The 26,699-nt window shown below is 37.9% G+C and carries 22 protein-coding genes, 1 pseudogene and 1 other annotated feature; of the genes and pseudogenes, 5 read left to right on the top strand and 18 right to left on the bottom strand.

What is annotated here, in order from left to right:
• The first annotated feature begins 397 nt into the window (after window positions 1–397).
• Window positions 398–1,636 carry an IS110 family RNA-guided transposase gene (locus GMB29_RS24270; RefSeq protein WP_136352371.1) on the top strand — a complete coding sequence of 413 codons (1,239 nt, stop codon included), beginning with the start codon at window positions 398–400 and terminating at the stop codon, window positions 1,634–1,636.
• Between the two features lie 700 nt (window positions 1,637–2,336).
• Here GMB29_RS24270 and GMB29_RS27870 read toward each other — a convergent pair.
• Complete coding sequence (locus tag GMB29_RS27870; protein ID WP_136352370.1) at window positions 2,337–4,577, bottom strand: phosphatase PAP2 family protein; 2,241 nt, start codon at window positions 4,575–4,577, stop codon at window positions 2,337–2,339.
• Between the two features lie 243 nt (window positions 4,578–4,820).
• On the opposite strand from GMB29_RS27870, the gene GMB29_RS28135 reads away from it, so the two are divergent.
• A complete protein-coding gene (locus GMB29_RS28135) occupies window positions 4,821–4,958 on the top strand; it encodes an Arm DNA-binding domain-containing protein (RefSeq protein WP_136352444.1) in 138 nt (45 codons plus the stop codon).
• 315 nt (window positions 4,959–5,273) lie between these two features.
• Here the strand turns inward: GMB29_RS28135 and GMB29_RS24285 are convergent, their stop codons facing one another.
• The 5 genes from GMB29_RS24285 to GMB29_RS24305 form a co-directional block, all read right to left on the bottom strand.
• A complete protein-coding gene (locus GMB29_RS24285; RefSeq protein ID WP_136352369.1) occupies window positions 5,274–6,500 on the bottom strand; it encodes an FAD-dependent monooxygenase in 1,227 nt (408 codons plus the stop codon).
• Between the two features lie 177 nt (window positions 6,501–6,677).
• On the bottom strand, window positions 6,678–7,433 hold the full coding sequence (locus tag GMB29_RS24290) for a class I SAM-dependent methyltransferase (RefSeq protein WP_136352368.1): 756 nt from the start codon (window positions 7,431–7,433) through the stop codon (window positions 6,678–6,680).
• A 268-nt stretch (window positions 7,434–7,701) separates the two neighbouring features.
• Window positions 7,702–8,343 carry a DUF2306 domain-containing protein gene (locus GMB29_RS24295; RefSeq protein ID WP_227551424.1) on the bottom strand — a complete coding sequence of 214 codons (642 nt, stop codon included), beginning with the start codon at window positions 8,341–8,343 and terminating at the stop codon, window positions 7,702–7,704.
• A gap of 145 nt (window positions 8,344–8,488) precedes the next feature.
• Window positions 8,489–8,824, bottom strand: a complete 336-nt coding sequence (locus GMB29_RS24300; RefSeq protein WP_136352367.1) for a darcynin family protein — start codon at window positions 8,822–8,824, stop codon at window positions 8,489–8,491.
• 305 nt (window positions 8,825–9,129) lie between these two features.
• Window positions 9,130–9,801, bottom strand: coding sequence for an NAD(P)H-dependent oxidoreductase (locus tag GMB29_RS24305; RefSeq protein ID WP_136352366.1), 672 nt, complete (start codon window positions 9,799–9,801; stop codon window positions 9,130–9,132).
• A gap of 592 nt (window positions 9,802–10,393) precedes the next feature.
• Here GMB29_RS24305 and GMB29_RS24310 point away from each other — a divergent pair.
• Together GMB29_RS24310 and GMB29_RS24315 are read left to right on the top strand one after the other, a co-directional pair.
• Window positions 10,394–10,588 carry an IDEAL domain-containing protein gene (locus GMB29_RS24310; RefSeq protein ID WP_136352365.1) on the top strand — a complete coding sequence of 65 codons (195 nt, stop codon included), beginning with the start codon at window positions 10,394–10,396 and terminating at the stop codon, window positions 10,586–10,588.
• Window positions 10,589–11,356: 768 nt separating this feature from the next.
• Window positions 11,357–11,589 (top strand) — a binding site (T-box leader).
• A 123-nt stretch (window positions 11,590–11,712) separates the two neighbouring features.
• Window positions 11,713–13,080, top strand: a complete 1,368-nt coding sequence (locus GMB29_RS24315; RefSeq protein WP_136352364.1) for an amino acid permease — start codon at window positions 11,713–11,715, stop codon at window positions 13,078–13,080.
• 41 nt (window positions 13,081–13,121) lie between these two features.
• Here GMB29_RS24315 and GMB29_RS24320 read toward each other — a convergent pair.
• Window positions 13,122–13,394, bottom strand: a pseudogene (locus tag GMB29_RS24320) (DDE-type integrase/transposase/recombinase); the annotation flags it as partial.
• Between the two features lie 404 nt (window positions 13,395–13,798).
• Here GMB29_RS24320 and GMB29_RS24325 point away from each other — a divergent pair.
• Window positions 13,799–15,484, top strand: a complete 1,686-nt coding sequence (locus tag GMB29_RS24325) for a NucA/NucB deoxyribonuclease domain-containing protein (protein ID WP_136352363.1) — start codon at window positions 13,799–13,801, stop codon at window positions 15,482–15,484.
• Between the two features lie 403 nt (window positions 15,485–15,887).
• On the opposite strand, the gene GMB29_RS24330 is transcribed toward GMB29_RS24325, so the two are convergent.
• From GMB29_RS24330 to GMB29_RS24380, 11 genes are all read right to left on the bottom strand, one after another.
• Window positions 15,888–16,469, bottom strand: coding sequence for an O-methyltransferase (locus GMB29_RS24330; RefSeq protein WP_406600358.1), 582 nt, complete (start codon window positions 16,467–16,469; stop codon window positions 15,888–15,890).
• A gap of 138 nt (window positions 16,470–16,607) precedes the next feature.
• Complete coding sequence (locus GMB29_RS24335; protein WP_136352362.1) at window positions 16,608–17,093, bottom strand: nitroreductase family protein; 486 nt, start codon at window positions 17,091–17,093, stop codon at window positions 16,608–16,610.
• Window positions 17,094–17,128: 35 nt separating this feature from the next.
• The gene (locus GMB29_RS24340; RefSeq protein WP_136352361.1) at window positions 17,129–17,434 is read right to left on the bottom strand and encodes a hypothetical protein; all 306 of its coding nucleotides are present in this window, start codon (window positions 17,432–17,434) and stop codon (window positions 17,129–17,131) included.
• A 248-nt stretch (window positions 17,435–17,682) separates the two neighbouring features.
• Window positions 17,683–18,870: a PDZ domain-containing protein gene (locus GMB29_RS24345; RefSeq protein WP_136352360.1), complete on the bottom strand. Its 1,188-nt coding sequence runs from the start codon at window positions 18,868–18,870 to the stop codon at window positions 17,683–17,685.
• Between the two features lie 81 nt (window positions 18,871–18,951).
• On the bottom strand, window positions 18,952–19,299 hold the full coding sequence (locus GMB29_RS24350; protein ID WP_136352359.1) for a swarming motility protein SwrAA: 348 nt from the start codon (window positions 19,297–19,299) through the stop codon (window positions 18,952–18,954).
• 165 nt (window positions 19,300–19,464) lie between these two features.
• Complete coding sequence (locus tag GMB29_RS24355) at window positions 19,465–20,922, bottom strand: S41 family peptidase (RefSeq protein WP_136352358.1); 1,458 nt, start codon at window positions 20,920–20,922, stop codon at window positions 19,465–19,467.
• Between the two features lie 886 nt (window positions 20,923–21,808).
• Window positions 21,809–23,164, bottom strand: coding sequence for a murein hydrolase activator EnvC family protein (locus GMB29_RS27875; RefSeq protein WP_136352357.1), 1,356 nt, complete (start codon window positions 23,162–23,164; stop codon window positions 21,809–21,811).
• Window positions 23,165–23,378: 214 nt separating this feature from the next.
• Window positions 23,379–24,269, bottom strand: a complete 891-nt coding sequence (gene ftsX, locus GMB29_RS24365) for a permease-like cell division protein FtsX (RefSeq protein WP_136352356.1) — start codon at window positions 24,267–24,269, stop codon at window positions 23,379–23,381.
• Entirely contained in the window at window positions 24,262–24,948 is a 687-nt protein-coding gene (gene ftsE, locus GMB29_RS24370; RefSeq protein WP_136352355.1) for a cell division ATP-binding protein FtsE, read from the bottom strand. The genes ftsX and ftsE overlap by 8 nt, the downstream gene beginning before the upstream one ends.
• Before the next feature lie 366 nt (window positions 24,949–25,314).
• The gene (cccB, locus tag GMB29_RS24375) at window positions 25,315–25,650 is read right to left on the bottom strand and encodes a cytochrome c551 (protein WP_136352354.1); all 336 of its coding nucleotides are present in this window, start codon (window positions 25,648–25,650) and stop codon (window positions 25,315–25,317) included.
• Window positions 25,651–25,706: 56 nt separating this feature from the next.
• Entirely contained in the window at window positions 25,707–26,573 is an 867-nt protein-coding gene (locus tag GMB29_RS24380) for a YitT family protein (RefSeq protein WP_136352353.1), read from the bottom strand.
• Window positions 26,574–26,699: the final 126 nt, after the last annotated feature.

The raw sequence follows: 26,699 nt of genomic DNA on the forward strand, positions 1-26,699 counted from the left end.
AAATCAATTAATCTAGATACTATTATGTTCAAGGAGAGACTTTTTTATACGCAAGTTATTCAACAATCGCAGACAATAACCAATTATAGAACCGTGAGAACCCTTGAAATACAAGAAAAAAGGCACATTCTTTACTTAAGAATAGCGCCCGATCGTAATATAAGGTCAGCCAGTTTTTTCTGGTTGACCTTTTTTCATGAGGTCTTATGATAGCGGTAGTCGGGGTAGAACGCAGCGCCCGTGGGACTTGATCCCGTCAGCAAAACTGTTCGCCCCCTACTTGTATAAACATGTTTTAGGCTGGTTGGGACATAGATCCCGTTTAACAAGCGAACCTATGGCATTACAAGAAGCTTAGGGGTTACCGACTAATTCATTTCAAGGAGGAGATTGATAGATGAATCCAGTGATTGGTCTGGATGTTTCAAAAGGAGAAAGTCAGGTTCAAGCCTTTTTAGATAAAGGAAAACCTTATCGTAAAAGCTTTAGTGTTAAGCATACTTTGGATGGTTTAGATAGCTTATTAGTTTTCTTAGAGGAGGTTACGAAAGCATCAGATGGAATGAAACCTTCGGTTATCTTGGAGTCAACTGGTCCTTATCATTCCCCTGTTGTCCAGTTTTTAGATGAACAAGACTATGTGTATATTATGGTGAACCCTCTAGTGTCTCATCGCTCACGTAGTACCAATCTTAGAAAGGTAAAGACAGACCCTGTAGATGCGTACCAACTTTGCGAGCTATTCTACAAGGAAGAGTTAGAACCTCATAGAAAAAGAGGAATTCAGTTATTAAATCTGAGAAACCTCACCAGACAACAGGAAGCAATAGTAAGTGTCTCATCTCAAACAAAATTACAATTACAAACTCTATTAGATCAAGTATTTCCTGAATATCGAGGTGTGTTTGGAGATCTATATTCCAGAGTCTCTTTAAATGTCCTTAATACATTTCCTACATCAGAGTCTGTATTAAAAATACCAAAGTCAGAGTTAATCAATATCATTTCATCCCTGTGTAAGAGTCGATCAAATCAGTGGGCTGAAGAGAAAGTAGAGAAACTTATTGAGGCGGCAGATAGAAATCCATTTCAGCATAATATGTACGACAGTCACATCTTTAATCTAAAGATATTAATTAATATCGTTCTTCAATACGAAGAGCACCTATCAAAGTTAGCAGCTGAAATAGATGCCCTCGCTGAAGAAATGGAAGAATATAAGATTATCCAATCTATCCCCGGTATCGGAGAAAAAATTGCGGCAACAATCATCTCAGAAATTGGAGAGATAGAAAGGTTTAATCACCCTAAAAAGTTAGTTGCATTTGCCGGAATAGACCCTAGTGTTTACTCTTCTGGTCGATTTACAGCTACTCAAAACAAAATTACTAAACGAGGCTCTAGCCGATTAAGGCGATCTCTATATATGGCTGTAAGGTGCGGTATTCGTGATACCAGAAAGCAAAAGACAACAGATGAGATCATTGCAAGAAACAAGAAATTACGAGAGTTCTATGACAAAAAACGCGATGAAGGTAAACCCTTTAGGGTTGCCGTTATTGCTTGTGTGAATAAGCTCTTACACTGGATCTATGCCTTATTAAAAAGCAAAACAGCCTTCCAAGATATAGCTTAAGTACTATATCTAACTATAAAATGAAAAACCTTCCAAATATGTAAATTAGGAAGGTTATTTGTCATGGACATTATTAGTATATCACGAGAAAATATAGTTTTTTACTGAAAAATGTTGACAAACTATTAGCTGGTTTTGCTGAAGATTGCTCTTGACTGGTGATACCGTTTGTTTAAGCGCTATGCCATCATAGAATACTTGATTTTCCCACTAAAGAGGAAAGACCACTATTTCTTACTAGTAGTCTCAAATTGTTTTCAACTCAGATTTTTTCATAAATTTGATTGTCTTTCTCTTACCATACTTGAAATAAATAAATAAATAAATGATAACTGCAACCCCTATCATAATAGCAAAGGTAGTATGTGGAGACATTTCTCCAGAAGCCATACCAAGTTTGCGCTGAATAGGATACCATAAGTAAATGTACACACCATCTAGCAATATATTGGTGATTAAATAAATAATAAATCTTCCATATGTTTTTTAAAATCCTTTCCCCATAGAGCGTCCTAAACTTTCAATTCCATATTCAAAATTGAAAGTGTACGCAAAACTGTGAAGTAATTTCTGAAGAGCCCGGTGCGGGAAATACGCACGCCGGGTTCTGTGGGGGTTTGAGCCGCCAAATGGGCTGCCTTTCTACCCGGAGTCGGGGGGCATCACCCCCTCCTACTCGATTTCGAATTACCAAATGCTATTATTTTGCTTTGATATGTGCAACGACACTATTATTTCTGTAAGTGACAGTTACCTTGTAACCATCAGCAGTTACATTATCGAATTTACCTTTCACCTTGTCGGCAGTCATTAAAGTAATGTTTGTAACCTTTTCTATTTCATAATTAGAAAGATCCAAATTCAGGTCCCCACCATCAAGGTATAACAGTCCATCTACATTTAGTTGACTGTTGTCATTATCCATAGCAATATCTAGGTTTCCAGCTTCCATTGTTAAATTGCCATTTAAATTTAAAGGTCCATCTACATTAACTAAAACTGCACCATTTTCTACATAAAGATCGCCTTCACCAAAAGCAGTCGTAGAAGTAGCTTCTAACGTTCCTCCTTGTAGCAATGTGCCTCCTGAATAACTATTATTTCCTGTCAATGTAAGCGTTCCTGTCCCTTGCTTGGTAAGCATACCATTGCCAGTAATATCATTTCTCCACCAATCATGGGCATTAAATCTTCCTTTTGAAGCATCCATATCCACTGTTACATTGCTTAAAAACGCACCATATCCATCAGATGCTGTTACCAAATCAAGTCTTCCCCAACCATTTGACTCGTCTATTACAGGGTAGCCTGATTCAATTTCTGTAGTATACAATACTTCTCTACGTTGCTTATCTGTCAAGTAAGGCTGACGAGTTTCCAATAAAACTTCTGCCCCTTTAGGTACTACAGGGTCTAAACCTTTTGTTCCTGTTTGAGGTAATCCGTAAGTAAGTTTTTCCCGATAGAAAGCTTTATTTGCTTCATGATCTTCCCACTTTTCTTCATCGTACGCACTTTCAAACTTATAATCCTCTGTTACCGTATGTGCATATTCGTACAAGCTCATTTCTTTTGATTCAGCTAATTCACCAAATACTTCTCCAGTATTTTCATAAGCCTTATCCAATACCTCTTTGTTTTCTGGAAGATTGTATGCATAGGCAGTCATTGCTGTAGATTGTATTCTTGCTCCTATAACATCAAGTGGAGAGTGCATTCCACTCACTATTCTATTTTCTCCCATTTGAGCAGCTCTTGTTAAAAATTCAGCATATCTTTCCGGTGTTGCGTATGCAAATCCGAATGTTGACAAATAAGATGCACTTGTATGCCCACTTGGAAAAGCTCCGTCTTTGCCTCTTCCGTCTTCCGCTTCTCTTTTTACATATTCTAATGCAGGAATTACTTCCACATTCGTTTCATATTGTTGGTAATGTCTTTCTCCCGTTTCTTTTTTACCACCTGAAGGTAATTCTTCTACTGTACTTTCACCACTGCCGATTGTTTCCCAAACAGGTAAACCGTTCTTATCAACAACTTCTTTCACTTCTCCATTTGAATTCATTCTGTATGGTCTTGGAGAAGAGAAAAAGTACTTAGAAGGGTTTGACGAAGAAGGGCTCCTAAATCTAATTAAATGAACTAAATCCATCGCATCTGATAGTTCAGATCCCTTCCATTGTCCCATTCCTTGACTTTCGTCTTCAACAGTCGTTTCTTCCAATACTTTATTCATGTCCTCTGTTGATCTTACAACACTTGTGATCGGGTTAACGATATCTACGTAGGTATTAGCTAAAGGCCCATAAGCTTCCATCATACTATATATCTTATCTCTTTGATCATCATAATAGGCCGCTAACGCCTCTTCATCAGTTCTGTTTTTGGTAACGTCTTCTACATATTTTATATTAGCTGCCCAAGTCTCTGCATCTCTGATTTCTTCGTTAGCATATGTCTTCTTATCTGCTACTACTTTTGTCTTATCATTTTTATATCCATCAAAATAAACGGTAGGTCCGTCACCATAGTTTGCAACCTTACCATTTGCACCTGGTTTAGTTAACGCTGTTCCGTCTCTCCAATCTGGTTGATTCATAGACCAGATTTGATCAAAACCATCTAAAATATTAATAAAAGGATTAGTCGCAGCTATATTCTTTAAGATAGCATCATTAGCATTTCCACCATTATCCACTGCTGGTAAAGGTTGATTAACTTCAGGAGCATCTACATTTACTTCTTCAGTAGTCCCTTGTGGCTTTGAAGGTTTTGAAAGCTTATCTTTTATTGAGGCATTATCAACCCCAGTTTGAATTTCATTTTTCGCAAAGCTCCGCTCGATATCAGAATATTGACTGGCGGCCTGAACAGGAAGCGTAGAAGATGCCATAGTTAGTGTTGCAAGTAATATTATTGATTTTTTTTTCATAAATTTCATACCTTTTATGTTTCTCCTTTTCTGCTGCAAATTTTTAAATGATTAATTTTAAAATACTTTATTTTCTCCTTTAATATTTATTCAATCTCTTAGACGAAATTTAAGAAGTTGAATGCTTATTAAACACACAAATTTTACTATAAGGAGTGTATGATATTTGAATATAGGGAAAATGTTAAAGTTATGTAAATTTTATGTAGCAGGGTAGGGAGTTTTTACGAAAAATTGTAGCTTTTTGTAGAGATCCCAAAACAGAAAAGGAGTGGCTTTAAAACAAAAAAGGAAGCTCAGAAAGCAACTGCAAAATTGATCTATGACCTTGAACAAGGTATTTATTATAAAGAATCTTATTTACCTTTTGAGAAGTTCACCTGGGATTAGTTAGAACTGTATTCGAATACAGGTACGCTCCTCCGTTTGATATGGCTACTAGTTATTTCTTAAATATTTATAACACCATAATTAGTACAATATTACTTTAAGTACAACTCTTCATAATCTCTAAGCTATTTCAACTTTGATCTTAAACAATCTGGCCCGTTTATTTAAGAACAACTGCCTGTTCCAGTAAAGAACTTTTTTTCTATGGAACATCATCGACACCTACAGATGGAACCCGCCACCTGACGTGAACCCCGAACAGCCATAAAGAACAAAGAGCCGTTTTTACAATAAATAAAGATGATCGTCATCTTGTTATTTATCGAATACAAATTCAGGATTAATGGCTACAGGTTTTTTCATGACAAATAGCTTCTTCTGAATCATCGAAAAAAGGGGAGTCTTGAAAGCAGCAGATACGATGTATGGTCGGATCCCTTTCACAAATTTTGACGAAGTAAAAAACAAATTTCCCATTCGTTCTTGAATTTGGTGAATTTCCTCAATCTCCTCACTTCGAATTTCTTGGACTCTACAGAGAACTTTAGCTGAGACATCACATTTTTGTAGCGCATCCCAAATAACATCAGCCGCTACAACTGCTGTCGTTACTGCTAAAGAAACTCCTATTGCTCCTACAGGAGATGAACAATGAGCAGCATCACCGATCAGCAAGCAGCCATTCTTTGCCCACGTTTTAACCATATGATTTTTAGCTTGAAGTGGTACGAACGGTTTAAAGTCAACCAAAGATTCAGCAAATTCATGAAATCCTTTGTTTGCATGCATAATTTCTTGACGAAAATTTTCTATCCCTTGACGCTGTGTTTCTTTCCATTCACCCCGTGGTAAAGCAATGCCTACTTGAAGTAAATCAGGGTATTTCGGCAGTGTTATATAGCTGTGTCCCTCTGTGATTTTAAATCGTAATTCTTCACCCCAATGAGAAGGCCGTTTTACACTGAACCAGATTAGATCACCAGGATAATGTTGATATTCTAATTCAAAACCACCTAAACGACGAATCGTGGAAAACCGTCCATCAGCTCCGACTACTATTTTCGCCTGAAATTCAAGCAGCTCTTTATTTTCTCGCTCAACAACCACTCCTGTTACTGTTCCATCCTTCTCGAGTAGTTTTTTTACCGGGGCATGAAACATCATATCAAACGTTGGATATTCCTTTGCTTTATTGTAGAGTGCTTGAAGTAAAATAGGCTGAGGAATCCAGAGCGCATAAGGTGCTTCTGCAATCATGGAAGTAAAATCAAAGTCACCTTTCTTTTTATCATAATGATAAAAAGCACCTTTCTTTAGCTTAGAATGAGGCAATTGTTCGATATACTCGCGTAATTTCAATTGATTAAGCAATTGAATAAAACGGGGCTGAAGCACTTCTCCACGGTATTCACGATCAAAATTATCGTGGCTCTCCAAGACGATTACTTGAACACCAGCCTTAGCCAGTAATAAACCCAGCATCATACCCGCTGGTCCTCCCCCAACAACAATGACATCCTTTAGTAAATTTTTATTAATCATTACACATATTTCCTCCCTATATTTAAATGCTAACATGGAATTATATGTAAAAAAATCGATGTAATGCTTGCTTTTGTTATTCAAGAATATGGCCCGATTGTTGAAAATCGTAATTAGTAAATGATAATCTAAAATTCAAATGGGAACTTCGATTAAAGCCCTTTTATGTTCGGCTGTCTAGACATTGCCTAGATAGCTTCGCGTTATGTTTTGGAGAACAATTTTTCCATTCTTACTGTATTTTTCGAATAACTCTGATAGGAGAAAAACAAAACTTTTATACTCTTCGTCATTTTTTTTCGGAGCATAGGACGCTGATAAATTCCTTCCCAAAAAGCCTTCATAATCAAAAAGCAAATCATTTTGATACTTTTTAAACTCATACTTTCCATCCCTAAAAAAGCTGTTAAACACTTCTGGAGTTTCCTCTATTCCACCGCTAAATCCTTTGAAATTTGAACAGGTCTTTTGGCAAATTTCTGCATTCTCTTTAATAATCGGACTAGTTAAATCTCTGCTATTCCAAACAAGAGCGACATTTGCCTTTTGTTTCAAAATCCGTTGACATTCGATTTTGAATGCTTCTTTATCAAACCAATGAAATGCCTGGGCAACAGTTACTAAATCCACACTTTTCCCTTTTAAAGTGGTATTTTCAGCAGTTGCTTTTATTGATTTAAAACGAGAATATAGTTTTAACGATTGCTCAGCCATCTTTCTCATGTCATCATTTGGCTCAACTCCAATAACATATAAACCTCTTTCAAGCAGCTGGTGGCTAAATATCCCCGTACCTGAACCAATATCGGCCACAATCCGATCCTCTTTCAGTTGGTTAGCTGAAAATAAATAATCAATATATTCATTAGGGTAACTGGGGCGATATTTCGCATATATATCGGCCTTGTCGGTAAAATTTCCTGTTGTTTTCACAGTACTACCTTCTTCCCCACGATATTATGTACAGAAATAGGAACTAAATAATTAATTCCTGCTTCAATCTCTAAGTCTACAACTTAAGAGTCCAGCCAAATGGCTCTGCCTCAGTTCCATTATGAATTCCCGTTAATATATCGTAAATTTTTTTTGATAAATGACCAGTTTCTCAGTATTAAAATTAAGAAATTGGGCTTTTTTCGTTACTCTAAAAACGCGGCCGATTGTGAAATCTGACTTCCAAACGGTAGATTCAATGATAAAATTAAAGTTCTTTCATTTTACGGCTCAGGATCATCCACTCGACGATCACGATGTTCAGAACAAGGCCCGCCCAAATATTTACCTTTAGAAGCTCTTCGATCAGCTGCTCTCTTCCGCCTGAAAGCGTGAAGCCATTCAAAGTAAGATAACAGAGAAGAAGAATCGGCACCAGGATGCGGGCACTGACAGCCACCAGGGTGATGCTGAAGCTGCGTATCATCCATATCCGATGTTCGCTGAAACGTCTTTTTACAGCTTTTCGGTAAGCCTGCCAGGTTGTAAATAACCATAAAATGGCCAATGCCAGAAAGGCCAATGCTTTTGTAAAATCTTCAACGTAGAAGATAACGGCGAGTGCAAGAAGGCCGCTGATACAGACACTAATGACATAGATTCGGCCAATAATGCGATGGACCTTTGGGTTATCGCGGCGAATACGGTTTATAAACTGAAGAAACCCGGTCACTAAGGCAATGAAAGCAAATGCAATATGCATGATCAGTGCAGGATATTCGATGGTTTCTGATGAAATCGCTATACGGCTTTTAGCAGGATCGAGAGTCAAATAAGGATACATAAAAGGCAGCATCACCCCGATCGATACAATAGCTAAAATCCACCAGCTCTTCTTTTGTTTGATCATTTGTTTTCATCCTCCTTTGGCTCTCTTAATTGTTTTCCTGCTAAGAGATAAATTGTGTGCCCTTTTCCGGAAGATCGTTTATGTTAGATATAGGCTCCACAGATGTTAAAGAAAAGCACTCGATAAGAAAAAGTGATGAAAATGCTTAATTATTATTAAATGAATCTTCTTCAAACTTTTTATAGGCTTCTTCTATTCCCATAATAACGTTTTTAATCTTCATATGCCCTTCTGTATATACAGGATGGTCTCTTAATTCTTCCCACATATAATGGTACTTTTGAACATTATTAGTTTCACAAAAAATAATATCTGTGTAATCCTTTCCAGGTAAGGCTTCTGCATCAAAGAAACGCACGTGTACTTCAGGGTATTTTAAGATAATTTCTTTTAACTCATTAGCCCGTTTTCCTCTTTCTTCACGAGTCATGGCAAGCCAAGATGGATAAAACTCTATTAAAACGATAAAGACATAATTCATTCTTATTCACCTCCATAACTAATTTCTCCCTCTATATTAGAGTCTAATATAAGCAATATCTTTCTTCCATTAAATGGACAAATTCATTAAGAAGAGCACATTTCTTGCTCCAGAAATGCGCCATTTAATGGAACAATTTATTAAACACGATTCAAATGCGTATCTTTTAAATACGTAGGTATTTTCGCCCTCCGTTCCAGTTTTTCATTTATATAGCTATTTTGGGACTTATCGCCAAAATGACATTTAAAGAAGACATGTCTTTGTGAACATGTCTCCTGATGTTAAGAAATATCATCTTAAGTTTATCGCCACTCAACAACCTCATCCAGATTTTGTCTTGTTTTTGGACGTTTGGGATCCTCTTGCCGATATCCGAAAGCGACCATACAGGCTACACCGAAATCGTTTGCGTTAATGATACCCTCATTTTGTAAAATAGCGGTCACCTGCTTTTTATCAAAACCTTCGATCGGACAGGAATCAATACCAATTTGAGCCGCGGCTGTCATCATGTTTCCCAATGCTATATATGTTTGTTTGCTTGCCCATTCAAAAATGAGACGGTCATTATCTTCGAGTTCTGTTTCGACGAAGGATTTATAGAAACCGGAAAGACCTTGCACAACTTCTTCAGGCATATGATGAATGTCTTTCATCATTTTGATCACGTGAACCGAATCATGCCTTAAGCCTTCTTTTCTTCTAGCCAATATAACTACAAAATGGCTGGCAGTGGGCAGTTGTCCCTGGGCACCGCCGGATACAGGTTTTAATTTTTCGCGAAGCGCTTCATCCTGGATCACGACAAACTTCCAAGGCTCTAAGCCAACTGAACTTGGAGATAATCTTCCTGTCTCCAAAATAAAGTGAAAATCTTCATCCGAAATCTTTTTGTTGTTATCAAATGACTTGCAAGCATGTCTGAACTGGTAAGCTTTTAAAATTTCTTGTTTTTTACTCTCCGTTCCTATCATGTGGAATCAACCTTCCTTTTCTGTTTTTTTGTAAACATATTTTTCAGTCAATCATCGGATTTATATTTCCTCTGTTTGATAACAGATCAGCTGCTAGAATAACCAATTTTTGGATTGATGTCCATTAAAGTCTCTTCTCATTAACTAGCTTCTATACTAAACTCCCCGTTAATTGAATAACTTATAGATCGGTTTTACTTACGAATAATTCCTTCTCTTATTCAAGAATATGGCCCTTTAACGGAATAACATGACTGACGTTTTTAAACAACTTTATTATGTTTTAAACGACTTTATTGGAAATTCAACAACTTTATTGTCATTTAACAGGAGTACTTCCCTAATTTCAGTGAAGTACTCCTTATTCCTCTTTTTCGGGGGATGTGCAAAAATACCCCCTATTGACTAAACAGATTAAAAAAGATTTTTAACAACAATAAGCGACCTTGTTTATTCTTATCAGAATAAACAAGGTCGCTTACACTATTTCCGTGCCATTAATTTTGTTATTGTCTCGAATTCTAATTCAAATGTTTTGAATATTATGAAAGTGGTTAGTATAATAGAAAAAAGGTCAAGGAGTTGATTTTTTATGGAAAAGAATTTGCTTAATTCACCACAACCTGAATTAAATGTCCTAGATTCTCTATTTGCTGAAATGGTGTTAGACAAGGCTCTACTTGATTTCCGAAAAGAGAAAATCCTACAGAAAATTGACCAATCCTTACGAGATAAAAACAAAAGGGAATTCCTACGATTAACAGAAAAGTTAAAGAACGTTTCTTAATTGTTGTATATAAACAGGAAAACTGAAATATAATCGAAGTTTATAAGAAGCAAGGAAGCCCAATCTAATCCTTTTAGATATGGGTTTCTTAAATTGCTGAAAAAATAGCTGCTGGCTGAAAGCAGATGCTTTTTTTTGTATCTTCTATCCACTTTCTTTACACTTACCTCACAGGAATATCCTATAATTCTACTGTTTCACCGGAACCTTTACATATTGATAATCTTTGAAAAAGAAGTTTTCAAAGATTATACCGATAATATGGATAAAAAATTTGGTTCTGGTGCAAAAAGAATCAGACGGCTAACTAACATGAATATTACCTACTCCACGAGCAATTTTTATTCAGAATGGAAAACTATATGCCGAATATTAACGGCATATAAAACTGAAACGTTCGGAATTAACCTTATATTTTTGTTGATACTTTGACAAAATTCGAGGTTTGCACCATAACCCTCAATCTAACTTTTTATATTTTGCACCGGATTTCCCCTGATTACCGCTTTTACATTCTACCACGATAAGAAACAAAAAAGAGAGGATTACTTTTCAAAGGTTCTGATTGCTGTCCGTTCGTAACGAAATCACTTGGTGGCCCGCTGTTCGTTATATACAAGGAATACTTCTAAATGCTGATGATAGAAGGTTCATACGAGAATCATACAAACGATAAAAAAAGAATAGCAAATAAATTCTTGACATAAAAAAATTCAGCATATATAGTGATATGTATTAATTTAGAACTGTCCAATATCTTTTAATTTTACAAAAGCAAAGAACGGGAGTAGTAAAAGCTGATGAATAGGAACAGAGAGCTGCGGGTTGGTGTGACGCAGTCTATGATCGCTTTGAACTCGCCCGGGAGCTGCTTGACAAAAGGAATGAACCGGAATTTCCTATGTCTTGACGATTAACCCCCGTTAAAAGGTCTAAAAGCAGGATTCAACAGGATCAACAAGAGTGGTACCGCGGTTAGCTAAAGGCTTATCGTCTCTTTTCTCATTTCATGATGAGAAAAGAGACGATAAGCCTTTTTTATTTTTTAGATGCAGTCAGCTTCTGGCTGGTATTAGGCAGTCAGTGAATAAAAGTATTACTTATACAAAAGTGGAGGTAAAGTTATGGAAAATAACAACCAGAGTTTGCATCGAACCATGACCTCACGTCATATTATGATGATGGCTTTAGGAGGAAGCATTGGTGCCGGATTATTTAAAGGAAGCAGTTCCGCCATTGATATGGCAGGGCCTTCTGTTATTATTGCCTACCTGATCGGCGGGATTATCTTATTATTTATTATGCAGGGATTGGCTGAAATGGCCGTTCGCAATAGCAATGCGAGGACTTTCCGTGATCTTGTTCAGTCGACCTTGGGACATTTCCCTGCTCATTTTCTTGATTGGATTTATTGGAAGATGTGGGTATTAAATATTGCAGCTGAAGCCGTAGTTGCTGCGATTTTCCTTCAATATTGGTTTCCCGATTATCCGATTTGGATGTTAGCATTATCCGTTTCAGCTTTAATTACAATCGTCAATCTGCTGTCAGTTAAAATCTTTGCAGAAACAGAATACTGGCTTGCTTTGATCAAGATTAGTGTCATCATCATTTTTATCTTGGCTGGTTTACTGCTTTTATTTGTATCCTTTGGCCAACATTCGGCTCCCGGCCTTTCCAACTTAACAGAGCACGGTGGATTCTTCCCTCAAGGGCCGGGCGGATTAATTACAGCAATGCTTGTTGTGATTTACTCTTACGGAGGAACCGAAATTATTGGCGTAACCTTGGCAGAGACGAAGGACCCTGAGAAAGTGGTACCAAAAGCGGTTCGTAGTACATTAACACGAATTATTGCTTTTTACCTTTTCCCTTTCTTTATAATCGTTAGTTTAATTCCATGGAATCAAGTAAATGCCGTTCAGGAAAGTCCCTTCGTTTTGGTGTTTAAGATGATAGGCATTCCGGGAGCAGATCACATTATGAATGCTGTTATTTTATTAGCGATTATTTCATCCATGAACTCAGGCTTATACGGCTCATCCCGTGTGCTGTATACCCAGGCTGAGGACGGACGGGTTCCGCAAATTTTTGCGAAACTGTCAGAAAAGAAGGTGCCTGTTTATTCGATTTTAATGTGCACATCTTCTCTCTATGTAGGTGTATTGATCTCTTTATTTGCAGGAAGCAAAACATTTGATTTTTTAATGGGTTCTCTAGGCTATACCGTCCTATTCATATGGCTGATTATTGCCTTTGCCCATTTAAAATCAAGGAAGCAGCAGCCAGACGTTTCGGGCTACCATGTAAAATGGTTTCCTTATACAACCTGGCTTGCCATCATCGCTTTGATTTCTATTTTAATTGGTGTCATTTTCACCACATCTATTGTTATTACAAGTATTACACTGGGAATCTATCTTTTCATTACCCTAACGTTTATTGTAAAAACTCGGGTTCTGGTGCAAAAACTTCAAGACAATTGCAAGTAATCTCTAAAACTTGGACATACTGTTGCTTGTTCAATGACAGATTATGATGCAATTCCAAACAACTTATGTATGTATTTGACTTCATTTTGGACAGACTTCAACCGTTGGTGAAGTTGTCCTTTTTTCATCATATGCATCGCCTCAATACCACTCAATATAGAAGTGGCTGTTTCATACGACTTGAATCCCAACATAGAACGCACACGTTTCTTAATGAAACGATAATCTTGTTCCACTATATTGTTAAGGTACCGTATTCGTCTGATTTTAACGCCTTCAGGCATCATCTTTTCCTCTTGTAACTGTCCAATGGCTCAACCAATTGGCTTTCGTCCCGCCACCTAACTGTCTACGGCTTAAAAACTAAAGTTACCTTTAGTCCTCCAAGACTCGCTACGAGCGAATGGCTAGTTCTTACTCGACGGGAATCCTACCCGTTATATGATACGACCTAAGCTCAGCCGCACAAGCGCCCGATATAAATGGGTTCTTTATACGACCCATTTTTCCTAGTACGCTAATTATTCTGGAAATTATTGTAGGTTATTGGTTGCATTTTCATTGGAATATATTGTCAAACTTTTCTATTTATAGTATCCTGTCATCGATTTGGATGCCATCGAAGTAATGGATCTAGTTTATTGTTTACAAGGAAAATTCTTCTATCTGTGTCTAAGACAACATTTTGTTCCAAATCAAAAAATAAGGGAGGGATAGGATGTCCAGTTTTTACAGACATATCGTTTTATCTGTACTTCTTTTGTTTTTGGTCATAGGAATGATTTCACCAGTACAAGCGCAGTCTGATTCAAATGGCGGAGGTTATTGGCTCCCAAACAACAAGGAGAAGATTGAAAAGGCAACTAAACTTATGAAGCAAGGCAAGTCAGTTGAAGAGCTTGGGATCAAGCAAGATCAGATCCAGAAAAAAGAAGGCATCCAAACATTAGATGAATTGATGGAAGAAGACCAGCAAAGTGACACAACATACAGAGCGAACATAGCGCCTCCGGTCAAGACGGCAGCCGGATGGACACCCCCTGACTTCGACTATGATCATATCCTGACTACAGAAGAATGCCAGAGAAGTCCAGACAGCAGTTCAGAAACAGGGTATATCAAGAACCGGTATTCCTTCTGTTGGTCCCACGTCGCAACATATCAAGTCCCTGTAAAATGCTTTGGTGGGATCTGTCTTAACGAAGGCGTTCAATTTCAATTCACTGAAATAGGCTATGGCTCCAACCAAAGCCGGAAAATGAGAGTCTATTATACACTTGACGATATTCTCGTGACCCATCCATCCTTGAATGGAGCCAAGTTGAAAATCGATATGGTATGTGAAGCCAAGCTGAACGCAGGTGACTGTAAAGAGGATCCCGACTATCCACCGACGGAACGAACGATCGCCCAATGGAAAAACACGAACTTCAGTACAGAAATTTTCACATCTGAAGCGCCCCCACCATCTGATGCAAACCCTGATCAGTTGGGGTACATGGAATTTTGGCCAAAACTTACCCTTACCCACGCACCAAGAAAATTTCAAAAGAGCATTGATGGCATTAAACAGACCGTTCGTTACGATTCTGCAAAATATATGTTCGCTTTCCCTGATCAATATTTCTGGCAAGGGGCAGTATTCAGCAAAGCCACGCCAATCTTCAATGTTCCGATCACGAAACCGGAATTTTCGATGTTAGCCGAAGCCGGCCAGCATTGGAAGTTCGCGATGGATCACCCGGAACAGACAAAGCCTCAAATGGTCGGAAAGAAGATACCGGGCGCTGTCGGCGACAGCACGTTGACACGGATGTATACGAAACGTCATCCGGATGAATACAACAGCAACAGGTCAAAGACAAGAAGGACTTGTGACCGGGAATTCAAAGATGAGGATCGGACCGGCAAGGATTGTGACGAGTATCCGTTCGCTTCCACCTGGCAAGGCTCCTCGACGAATGGATCGGATAATTTTTCTGTGAGCCTTATTTCATCGGACTCCAATCAAGCTGCAGGGACATGGCTAGGTACCTGGTACGCGTATGACCGTATATTAGACGGAGACCGATTCCACGTCCAGGTCGAAGCCCCTGAGAAAATTGCGACGATTCGTTCTGAAGGCCAGCCACAAGACGGTCAGGACCACCGTTCCAGCGATAACTTCTCTATTCAGAACATACCGTCATATGCGACCAAGTTACAGTGGAAAATCGTCGATGGACCAACGGATGCCAAGTTCGATGTCATGAAAGACATTAGTTTCGGTATCGATGAAACCATTTTCTATGACCTCCAGGACGGATCGGAAACAGAAATCGAAACCAGCGAGGATCTTTATATCGCCAATCCGGAAAATACGAATGGAGAGAGCTTCACTGTCGAAGTTTATGCGATCCCATAATAATAACTTAGAGGCTGTTCTTTAAGTATGTGACACTTAAAGGACAGCCTCTTTCTTATCATTAGTGGATCGGATCCAATCCTACTGTTTTAACATTACATTATCCCTTTAATTCAAGAGATACTAATTTTTTTAATAGACTCTATTTACCTATAAAAAACGCTAGTAAAGTTAAACATTTCATAAACAAAACAATATTTAATCACAATTTTTAATCTTCCTGATTATTCAACAAGGTGGCCCTTTTGTTGAAAAAATAAAGGATTTCCCATTCCTTTCCGTCTACTTATTCATAATTTTTGTTCAGTTAGTTATAGCAGCCTCAGAAACTGCTAAATTTTAAAAATAAAAAAGGATACCAACGGTTAAAACCAATCGGTAACCTTCCTCATCCTTATTATTTTTATCCCTTTACACGACCAATAGATAACCCTTGTCCAACTGGCAGAATGATAGATTCCAAATTAGGATCATTCGCCATGCGATGATTAAAAGCGCGCATATTTTCAGTACGTAAATCAACATGTGAGAAGTCATATACCTGTCCGCGTTGTAAAACATTATCCCCAACGATTAATGCACCAGGATTAGCTAAACGTAATGAACAATCTAAATAGTTCGGATAATTTTCCTTATCCGCATCAATAAAGATGAAATCAAACTTTTTTTGTTGCATTTCAAGTTGATCTAAACTTTTTAATGCTTCTCCAGTATAGTAAGTGACACGATCGCCAAAACCGGCTTTTTTTAGATTCTCATGTGCCAATTGAGCATATTCTTGCTTTAATTCTAGAGAGGTCAAATGCCCCTCTTTCTGAAGACCGCGAACAAGACAGATACCGCTATATCCCCCTAGTGCTCCGATTTCCAGTATTTCTTTGGCTCCGGAGATCTTTACTAATAGGGTAAGAAGTTTCCCAATATTCGGGGTACGGATATATTTCGCATGCCATTTGCAATAATACTCTCTAAAACATGATCTAATATAGGATCATCTTTACTATACAGAGAATCAATATACTCATCTGCATTCATACTTTTTCCTCCAGAATTTAAATTTGATGAGCTCATAAAAAATTACATTTATACTATGATGAAAAACGATATCTGGAGATGATATTTTTTATGATAAGTGCTTTATTTTTTCTTGAATCGGCGTTCTTTCTTTTGGATTATTAATTTCTTCTGGGTAACCTACACCAAATACCCCGATAACATCATATCCAGCGGGAACACCCATAATATCACGGTTTTTCTGCGCATTCCCCATTGAGGACCAGAATGTTCCAACACCTTCTGCCCAAGCAGCTAAATTAAAATTCTGTACAAAGCAAGCAGTTGCAAGTGCATTTTCCACTGTTTCAACTTCTGTGCTGCCATGTTTGGATAAAACAGCAAGTACTGCTGGAGCATTGAAGAAATCGGATTTATGGTTTAACTTTGCTCTTGTTTCCGGACCAATGATAAACACTTCCCATGGTTCGGTCATTTTATGGTTAGGAGCCATCGTACCGGCTTGCAGCCATTTGCTAATTTGCTCCATATTGATCGGATCTGATTTAAAACTTTTTATATTGCGGCGAGAATTGATTATTTCTATGATATTCATGAACTGTTCCTCCTTTTAGTAACTAAACCATTTTCTTACTCATTCTCTGATTGGTTCTCTTTTGTATTCATGTCTTCTACTTCGTGGATGTCAAAGTGCTTAGTAAATTCGTCAATTATCAACTCAATTGCTTTTAATTCTCCAAGAATAACTTGTTTGATCTCTTGGAACTCTGGTGCTTCAAGTTGTTGCGTCAATGTTATACGTTTTACATTTAATCTTTCTAAAAACTCAAGTGCACGACCTCTGCGAAAGGTTTGAGCACCATGATGATGGCGTCTTCCTTTATGCCCCCCACCCCTATGCTTTTCACCTTTCATATGGCCTTCTAAATCCTTCATTATTAAACACTCCTTGTATACATTCGTATACGTTACTTACATGTAAATTGTATACAAATGTATACGGTCTGTCAAATTGATTTTTTAGAAACACAATAAATACTTTCCATTTATCCCCATCTATTTTTAGTACTAATCATTTTTCATCGAAATAAAAAAAAGGTACTTATAAGGGATTTAACCATCACCTCTAAGTACCTCTCATTTTATGCGAATATAAACATTTTCTTTTTAAAAGCTCCGGAGAATTAAACTGCTTCCGTCTCCCACTTCTTATCATCCTGTACAAATAAAATCCCTAGTTCATGATGCTCGCCAACATACAAAGCACCTTGGACAAAACGAATTTCACCATTGTAACCGATGACTTCAAGCTTACAGAATGCACCATTTTTCTGAAGGGCTTCATAAAATTCTTCAACCGTTTTGACAGCTTGTCCATTTACCTTCATAATCATTTCCCCTACCTGCAAATTCATTTTCTCTGCTGGTGAATGAGGAAGTATGCCTAGGATCATTAAGCCCTGATCACGCTTTGAAAAATAAAAGGCTGCTGCATTATCATTGATTCGCTGACGTATTGTAATGATTTCACGTCCGACCATTGCGATGAACATCGCGATAAACGCAGCGACAGTAAACCATATACTTAGCACCGATAGAAGCAAGGTTGCGACACCAAGCCATATGACGCGGAGTCCAGTAACTTTAATACTTGCCTGTGGCAGCGACCCTTGTATACGTTGATGAAAACCGATAAAAAACGGAATGAACATCAGTAAAAACGGTTCTCCATTTATCGTTAAGACAGGCCACCAAGGTAATGTTGAGGTTAATGTGCCACCTGGTACAAGAAAAAGCAAAGGCAGCATCCATGTTCGATTTGCTTGATGTGTACCAATTGGTAATCCTCTCGTGCTCGTTTTAATAAAAGGTGATGTGTTTTTATATGCTGTACGATAAATTAGCACACCTTCCGCGATAATCATTAACCCGGCTAGGATACTTAATGAAGCATAATTCGTTTCTGACAAACCAACCAAAAATTCTTGTATTCCCCCAGCTTGTCCACTTGTTAACAGCACTGTAACAAAGAAAGTGATGCCAACTGAAAAAGCAGCTGACAGCCAACGTAATTGAAACGTAAAACCGATGATTGCGGTGATGATGGCAAGCAAGACGATCGTTCCAAATGGCAGGCTGACACCTAAACAAAAAAGGACAACAGATGCAATACCACCAATAAGCAATCCCTTTGTATAGGTAAACTTCATTTCATCATATAAATCTTGGACACGTATATGAAAAGACTTTCTTTCCCGCTTCACACGAACATAACCATAAGCGAGTGTCATGAGGAAAAACAAATAAAATAATGGATGAATAAAGAAGCGGCCAACAGCAAAAAGCAACTCTAGTAACCAATTTTCTAACAAAACAGAATCCCACCTTACTGTTACTACCCGTGACTATTAGGTTACTCATATTTTACCATCTCTCATGATAATTGAGTATGCTTATTTTAAGTTGTTCCATAGACTTGTATTTGAAAGAGAAAAGTCACTCATCGTACTGTCCACTTCAATATGTAGGATCTCCTCAAGCATTTGCACGGATTTCTTTATATCTGCCAAGCTAAGAGACAACCGCTTATGATTTTTCACCAAATAAGCGAAATATTCGCGAACACACTCTTGATCAATCTGTTCTACTTCTTTAATCGTTGTGTAGTTTGCTATATACATACTAAACAATCGAATCCATTTACTAGAACTAGCATGTGATTGAGCAGCTGAGTTTTTAGCACTTAATTCCACGACTAACCGTTGATAAACCTGCTCCTTTTGATAGCTGGACTTTTTCATGCTGATTCCCCCCTGCATAGTACTCTTTTTACTATATTAATTCGAAAATGACGTGGCGTTTTCGTCCGTAGAGAGAGTTGGCAACTGTGGTTAATTAGAAGGGCTGTCGTTAAATAAAAAAAGAACAATCCCCGTCGCTTTTTAAGCGGTAAGGGACTGTTCTTTTTATTGAAATAGTGCCTTTATTGCCATTTTCAGCTGTAGATCGTTTTCATCTTTTTCTTTTATTTCCGTTATTTTTTGATTAAGGGTATCTGCTGTTTGCAGATCAATTTTTCCGCTGACAGGCAATTCATTTGTTTCCTGAAATGCTTTTACAGCCGTTTCGGTTTCCTTGCTATAGTAGCCATCTTCTCTTCCAGGCGCAAGGCCTAGGCCTTTTAAGATGATCTGGGCAGTTTTTACCTGTTCATTATTCATATCAGGCACCAAGCTTTTTTCAAGCTGAATCGGGCTTGCTTGATAAATCGCTGGCTGTTCTACTTTAATTGTCGGTTCAACACCTTTTTTATGAATCCAGTTTCCTTTCGGTGTTAACCATTTATAAAGCGTTAGTTTAATGTTGCTGCCATCGCCCATTGGTACGGCCTGCTGCACAGTTCCCTTTCCAAAGGAAGTAACGCCAACAAGCTTATACCCAGATGCTTCTTTTAATGCCCCGGCAAGAATTTCAGAGGCTGATGCACTTCCTTTATCGATTAAGACTGTGACTGGGTAATCCTTTTTCTTAGAAAGTGTTGAGAAATATCGTTTTTTATCGCCATTACGCTCTTCAATTTGAATGTATGGATGATCCTTTGTAACAAATTGTTTTAGAATTTCTTCAACACTTTGCAGATAACCGCCGGGATTGCCGCGTACATCTAATACAAGACCTTCGATATTCGTCTTTTCTAGCTTGGCTAAAGCGTTTTTAAAGTCCTCTGCCGTATTTTCCGAAAAAGATGTAACTTCGATATAACCGACTTTTTTCCCTTGATAATCCTTTGTTGAGCTAAAGACTGTTTCTAGTGGGATTTCATCACGTATAACGTTAAACGAGAGCTTTTCCTTTGAATTTGCTCGAAGCACCTCGATTTTAACCTTTGTCCCTTTCTTCCCGCGGATTTTAAGGACTGTTTCGTTCAGGTTTAATCCTTCAACATTTTCACCATTAATACTAATGATTTGGTCATTTGGTTGAAGCCCAGCCTTTTCTGCTGGTGATCCTTTAAATGGAGAAACGATTGTCACTTTACCGCTTTTCATTCCGACCTCTGCACCAATTCCTTCAAAGGAAGAATCAAGCGACTGAGAAAATTGCTGTGCCGTTTCTTTATCCATATAGACCGAATATGGATCATCCAACGTTGAAAGCATGCCTTGGATCGCACCTTCCAGCAGCTCCTCTTCATCCACCTCTTCAACATATCGAGTTGAGATTAATTCAAGAGCCTGCTTGAACTTATCAAAGCCCTCAATTTCAGATGCCTGTTCTTCAGCATTAAACATTGTCCCCATTGACGCAACTGCTTTTGCATCCATTGGAGTATCATGATCCATATACCCCATACCAACATACATACCACCTGCACCAATGACGAAAGCTAATGCTAGTAACATGACGTTTATTCTTTGTTTCATCGTATACCTCCTATATCCAACTTAGCCAGGTTTATGTAAAACAACTTTTACTCATCCTTTTTTTAGTATATGTCAAGCTTGTACAAATCATGTAAGGCAAATGGAAAAGCAGAAAATATTAGGTAACGGTGGTGGTGAAGGACTGTTCTCACTTAACTTGCTTCAGAAAAGGTCTTCATAGCCTTGATGAAGGACCATTCTTACTTAATTTGCTTCAGATAAGGTCTTCATATCCTTGATGAAGGACCATTCTCACTTATTTTGCTTCAGATAAGGTCTTCATATCCTTGATGAAGGACCATTCTCACTTATTTTGCTTCAGATAAGGTCTTCATAGCCTTGATGAAGGACCATTCTCACTTAATTCGCTTCAGATAAGGTCTTCATATCCTTGATGAAGGACCTTTCTTACTTAATTTGCTTCAGATAAGGTCTTCATAGCCTTGATGAAGGACCATTCTCACTTATTTTGCTTCAGATAAGGTCTTCATAGCCTTGATGAAGGACCATTCTCACTTATTTTGCTTCAGATAAGGTCTTCATAGCCTTGATGAAGGACCATTCTCACTTAATTCGCTTCAGATAAGGTCTTCATAGCCTTGATGAAGGACCTTTCTTACTTAATTTGCTTCAGATAAGGTCTTCATAGCCTTGATGAAGGACCATTCTCACTTATTTTGCTTCAGAAAGGGTCTTCATAGCATCGATGAAGGACCATTCTCACTTAATTCGCTTCAGAAAAGGTCTTCATACCTTGATGAAGGACCATTCTTACTTTATAAATTTTAACCAAATTCAAACTCAATAAAATCCCTTCAGAAAGGTCAGGCAAAAAATAAAAACCTCTAAAACAAACGTTTTAGAGGTTTTAATAAGGGTAACATAATTATAGATAGTCTAAAGGATTAACTGAACTTGATGAACCACTAAATGGTCCTTTATGAATTTCAAAGTGTAAATGCGGTCCAGTTGAACGGCCTGTCGTACCTAGGGTTCCGATTTGTTGACCTTTTGAAACAGATTGTCCGGAACTGACAAGGCGTGAATCCATATGCGCATATAGTGTTGTATAGACTTGTCCGCCGATATTATGTGTAATGTAAACAACATTTCCATAGCTGCTAGAATATTCAGAACGGATGACTGTTCCACTAGCTGATGCGACAATTGGTGTACCTGTACTGTTTGCGATGTCTATTCCAGCATGTAACTTTCTACCGCCTGTTACAGGATGAATACGGTATCCATAACCAGAAGTAAACGTACCTGATGCTGGCCACGTAAAGCTACCGCTCGAAACTGCTGGCTTTTGTGAAGATGATGATGATGAACTGTTTGAACTTGAACTTGAATCTGAGCTGGATTTAGAACTTGATGTTGAACTAGAATTTGCTGAGCTTTTAGCTGCTGCTGCGGCTTTTTTCTTAGCTTCCTCTGCTGCACGGGCTGCTTCACGAGCGGCTGCTTCTGCTGCAGCTTTTTGACGTTTTTCTTCTAGCTCAATCGCCTTTTTCTGTTCAGCTAAAAATGCTGCTTCATCTTCTAATTCATGCATTTCATGTGATGCTTCTTCATGATCCACTTGTACTTTTTTCATAAGTTCTTTCTTTTTATTAACCTGACTATTTAATTGTGTTTGCAGAGCTTCTAATTCCGAAAGGGAATCTTCTAATTTTTTTAATTGACTATTTAGATCTGCCTCTGATTTTTCTAATAACTTTTTATCTTCTTCATGGGCTCTAAGAATCTCGCGGTCTGCTTCGACAATTGTCGTAACGGCACTTACCCGTGCGACAAGATCGCCAAAGTCCTGCGAACCAAGAAGCACATCTAAATAGCTAACCATTCCACCGCTCTCTTGAAGTGCACGAGCGCGGTCTTCTAATAATTTATTACGTTCTGCGATTCTAGCTTTTACTTCCTCAATTTGCACTTTCAATTCTTCAATCTTTTTCTTTGTTTCTGCAATGCTAGCTTCTTCTTCTCTTATTTTTCCTTTTGTTTCAGCTACTTGAAGATCAAGGGATTCAATTTCCGAATCTAATTGTGCTTCCTCTTTTTCTAGTTTTGAGATTTCACTTTCCTTTTCACTCATGCTAGATGATACATTGGATTGTTTCTTTTCAATGTCCTGCTTTTTTTCCTCTAACGATTCAGCGAAGGCAAGATTGGCATTTGGTAGTAATAATGAGCTTGTCCCCATGATCGCAGCCAAGCTGAACACAGCTATTTTTCTTTTCAACATGTTTCCTCCTCTGCGTTATGTAAAAAGCGAAAGCGCCCTAATTAAGGCCCGCCAAGTAAAAGACAGGTTAGAGGAACGCGTGGTGTTCCTTACCTATCAATACAAGGGGACTCAGGCCGCTTAGGCTTGATATCGAAGCGCTTATTCAGCGCCTAAATTTCCTTTATCTATGTTTAAAAGCTAGTAAACTAGCAATCAAAGACTGCTAGTTTTACACTTTTAAGAATTTACGAACTGACATCAAGCTTCCCCATACTCCGATTAAAGCACCAATCAAGAGTAAAAGTGCGGAAATCTTAAATACAAATGGGCTGAATGGCAGTAATTCAACAAACGAACCTTGAAGTTTTGGCAGCGCCCAAACGTATAATGATTGATAAACAGTCGTGATAAGAGCAATTGGGATGACGGCTCCAAGAACTCCTAAAAATAACCCTTCTAAGAAAAACGGCCAGCGAATAAAGCCATTTGTTGCTCCAACAAGCTTCATAATTTCAATCTCACGTCTACGTGCAAAAATGGTAATTTTAATTGTGTTAGAGATTAAGAACATCGCAGTGAAAACAAGACCAATAATAAGTGCGATCCCTATATTTCGAGAAATTGAAAGCACATCAAACAACTTTTCAACCTCGTCTTGACCATATTTTACTTTTGATGCATTATCAAACTTTGCAATTTTATCTGCAACAAGCTTTGTATTTTGAGGATTTGATGCTTTCACAACAAACACATCATTTAATGGATTGTTTTGTTCAAATAATTCGAAGGATTTACCTTCTTCACCTAAACTCTCAACTAGCTGATCAAGTTCTTTTTCTTTAGGAGAGTAGACAACTGAATCGACCTGTTCTATTTTTTCTATTTCACTTTTTAACTTTGTCTGTGCCTTTTCATTTGCTGTTACATCGATTAAAACGCGAATTTCAACATCTTCTTCAAGATTTGTTGCGACATTATTTAAGTTCATCATGATCACTAAAAATGTACCAACTAATATTAATGTCACGGTTACTGCACTAACTGACGCAAATGTCATCCAAGCGTTTCTTGCTAAGCTTTTTAGCGTTTCACGAAAATGACGACCAAGAGTATTAATCATAAATACCATACTCCCCTCTTGCTTCGTCACGCACAATCTTTCCATCTTCGACTGCGATGACACGCTTTTTCATCGTGTTAACAATTTCTTTATTATGTGTTGCCATAACAATTGTTGTGCCACGATTATTAATTTCTTCGAACAAATGCATGATTTCCCATGATGTATCAGGATCAAGGTTACCTGTCGGCTCATCCGCAATCATGACAGCAGGATTATTTACGATAGAACGTGCAATAGAAACACGTTGCTGTTCCCCGCCTGATAACTCATCTGGGAAAAATCGTGCTTTATGTTTAAGCTGGACAAGATCTAATACATCCAGTACTCTCTTTTTAATTGTTTTTGGATTCTCGCCAATAACTTCTAATGCAAATGCAACATTTTCAAAGACTGTTAGTTTTGGTAATAGTTTAAAGTCTTGGAAAACGACACCAATACTTCTTCTTAACATCGGAACCTTTGATTCTTTAAGCTGTGATAAATCGACGCCATTAATCACGATCTTACCGCTTGAAGGTTTTTCCTCACGGTACATCATTTTAATGAATGTAGACTTACCGGCCCCACTAGGTCCAACGACATAGACAAACTCACCTTGGTTTATCATTATATCAATCCCATTAATGGCTAAAACGCCATTTGGGTATGTTTTATATACTTCTGACATTTCGATCATAAAAAAACCCCTACTATAGTTTTTTTGGATTATGTCGCTCATTGTCGTAAATTGTCGACCTGTTAGACATAATAAATCCTTGTCTTGTAAACTACAAAATCAATTATAACATCAATTTTCGGCAAAAATAGACTAAATTTATATTACATTTTTATTTCAGGAGAAAAAAGGCCGGTAAAAACCTTGATATCGCGGGATTCAGGAGGATATCGATGGGAGAATGTAACAAAATCGTAAAGATTTCTAAAGCGTTTTATTGATTTTTTCCGAAATTCCTGACTAATCTTGAGGAAAACAAGAAAAAAAGGATGACTTTTGTCATAGTCAGCCTCTCTTTTTAATAAAAATAATGTTATTATTACAGCTTTATTTTTTCTCTGCTAACCACGAAGCAACAACTTCAGCCTCTGCTTCATCTAAAATACCTTTAGGCATGCTTCCTTTTCCATTCACAATGATGTCTTTGATTTCATCTTTGTTGTACTTTGCGCCAACCTCAGTTAAATTAGGCCCGCCGCCGCCTTCAAGATTTTGTCCATGGCAGCCAATACAGCTTTGATTCACGATTTCTTCAGCATCAGCAGTCGCTGTTTCGCCTTCTGTTGTACCAGTTGCTTCTTCTTGCGGCTCTTCTTCGCCACCACCACAAGCTCCTAGAATAACGGATGTTCCTAGCATTAAGGCAAGTAATTTTGTTTTCATCAATCGATCCTCCCCAAAATAAGAACGGTTATGTAGTCAAAAATAGTATAACCTATTTACGTTCGCTTGAAACCTTCTCCAAGTACTTCAGAAGCATCCGTAACCGTCACAAATGCATCAGGATCAATACTTCTTACCAGTTGTTTCAATTTTGTGAATTCAGTCTGGTCGACAACACACATCAATACAGGTCTTTCATTATTCGTAAAACCTCCATGTGCTGTTAGACGTGTGACACCGCGGTCAATATCGTTCAGAATGGCATTTTGCACCTCAACCTGCATATTTGTAATAATCATCACCATTTTTGAACGTCCCCAGCCTATTTGCACAATATCAATTGTTTTACTTGTTACATACAGGGCGATTAACGCATAAAGACCCCGTTCAATATCAAATACAAATGCAGCTAATAACACAATTAATCCATCAATTAATGCAACACATGTACCGAGTGATAGCCCGGTAAATTTATGAATGATTTGTGCGGCAAGGTCTGTTCCGCCCGTCGATGCTTTCCCTCGAAAAACAATTCCGAGCCCCAGGCCAATTGAAATTCCGCCAAATAAGGAACCTAATAACGGATCAAGTGTTGCCGGCTGCCAGCTTCTTGTGGCAAACACAACAAACGGAACAAAAATAGTCCCAATCAATGTCTTAAACCCGAACTGTTTTCCTAGTAAAATAACACCTGCAATGAAAAGCGGAATATTGAATGCCCATTGCACATAAGCAGGTTCAAAGCCAAATATCGCATCTAAAATGGTACTTATCCCACTGACACCGCCGGAAGCAATCCGGTTTGGAAGTAAAAACAAATTAAAACCGATCGCGACGAAGGCTGACCCAATTAATATGTATAGATATTCAATGAATTTTTCAAGGTTAGGATTTGAATGATGATGTCGTTTCCGTACATTCATGGGTTTCCCCCCTTTTTTCTGAGATGAGTGATAAAATATCCTAGACGAGTATAGCAGACGATACTTAAGCTGTGAACAACAGCTAAATAACGTGGTAATTGGTTAAAGAGTTATTGTACACTTAAG

Source organism: Metabacillus sediminilitoris, assembly GCF_009720625.1.
GTDB classification, from domain to species: Bacteria; Bacillota; Bacilli; order Bacillales; family Bacillaceae; genus Metabacillus; species Metabacillus sediminilitoris.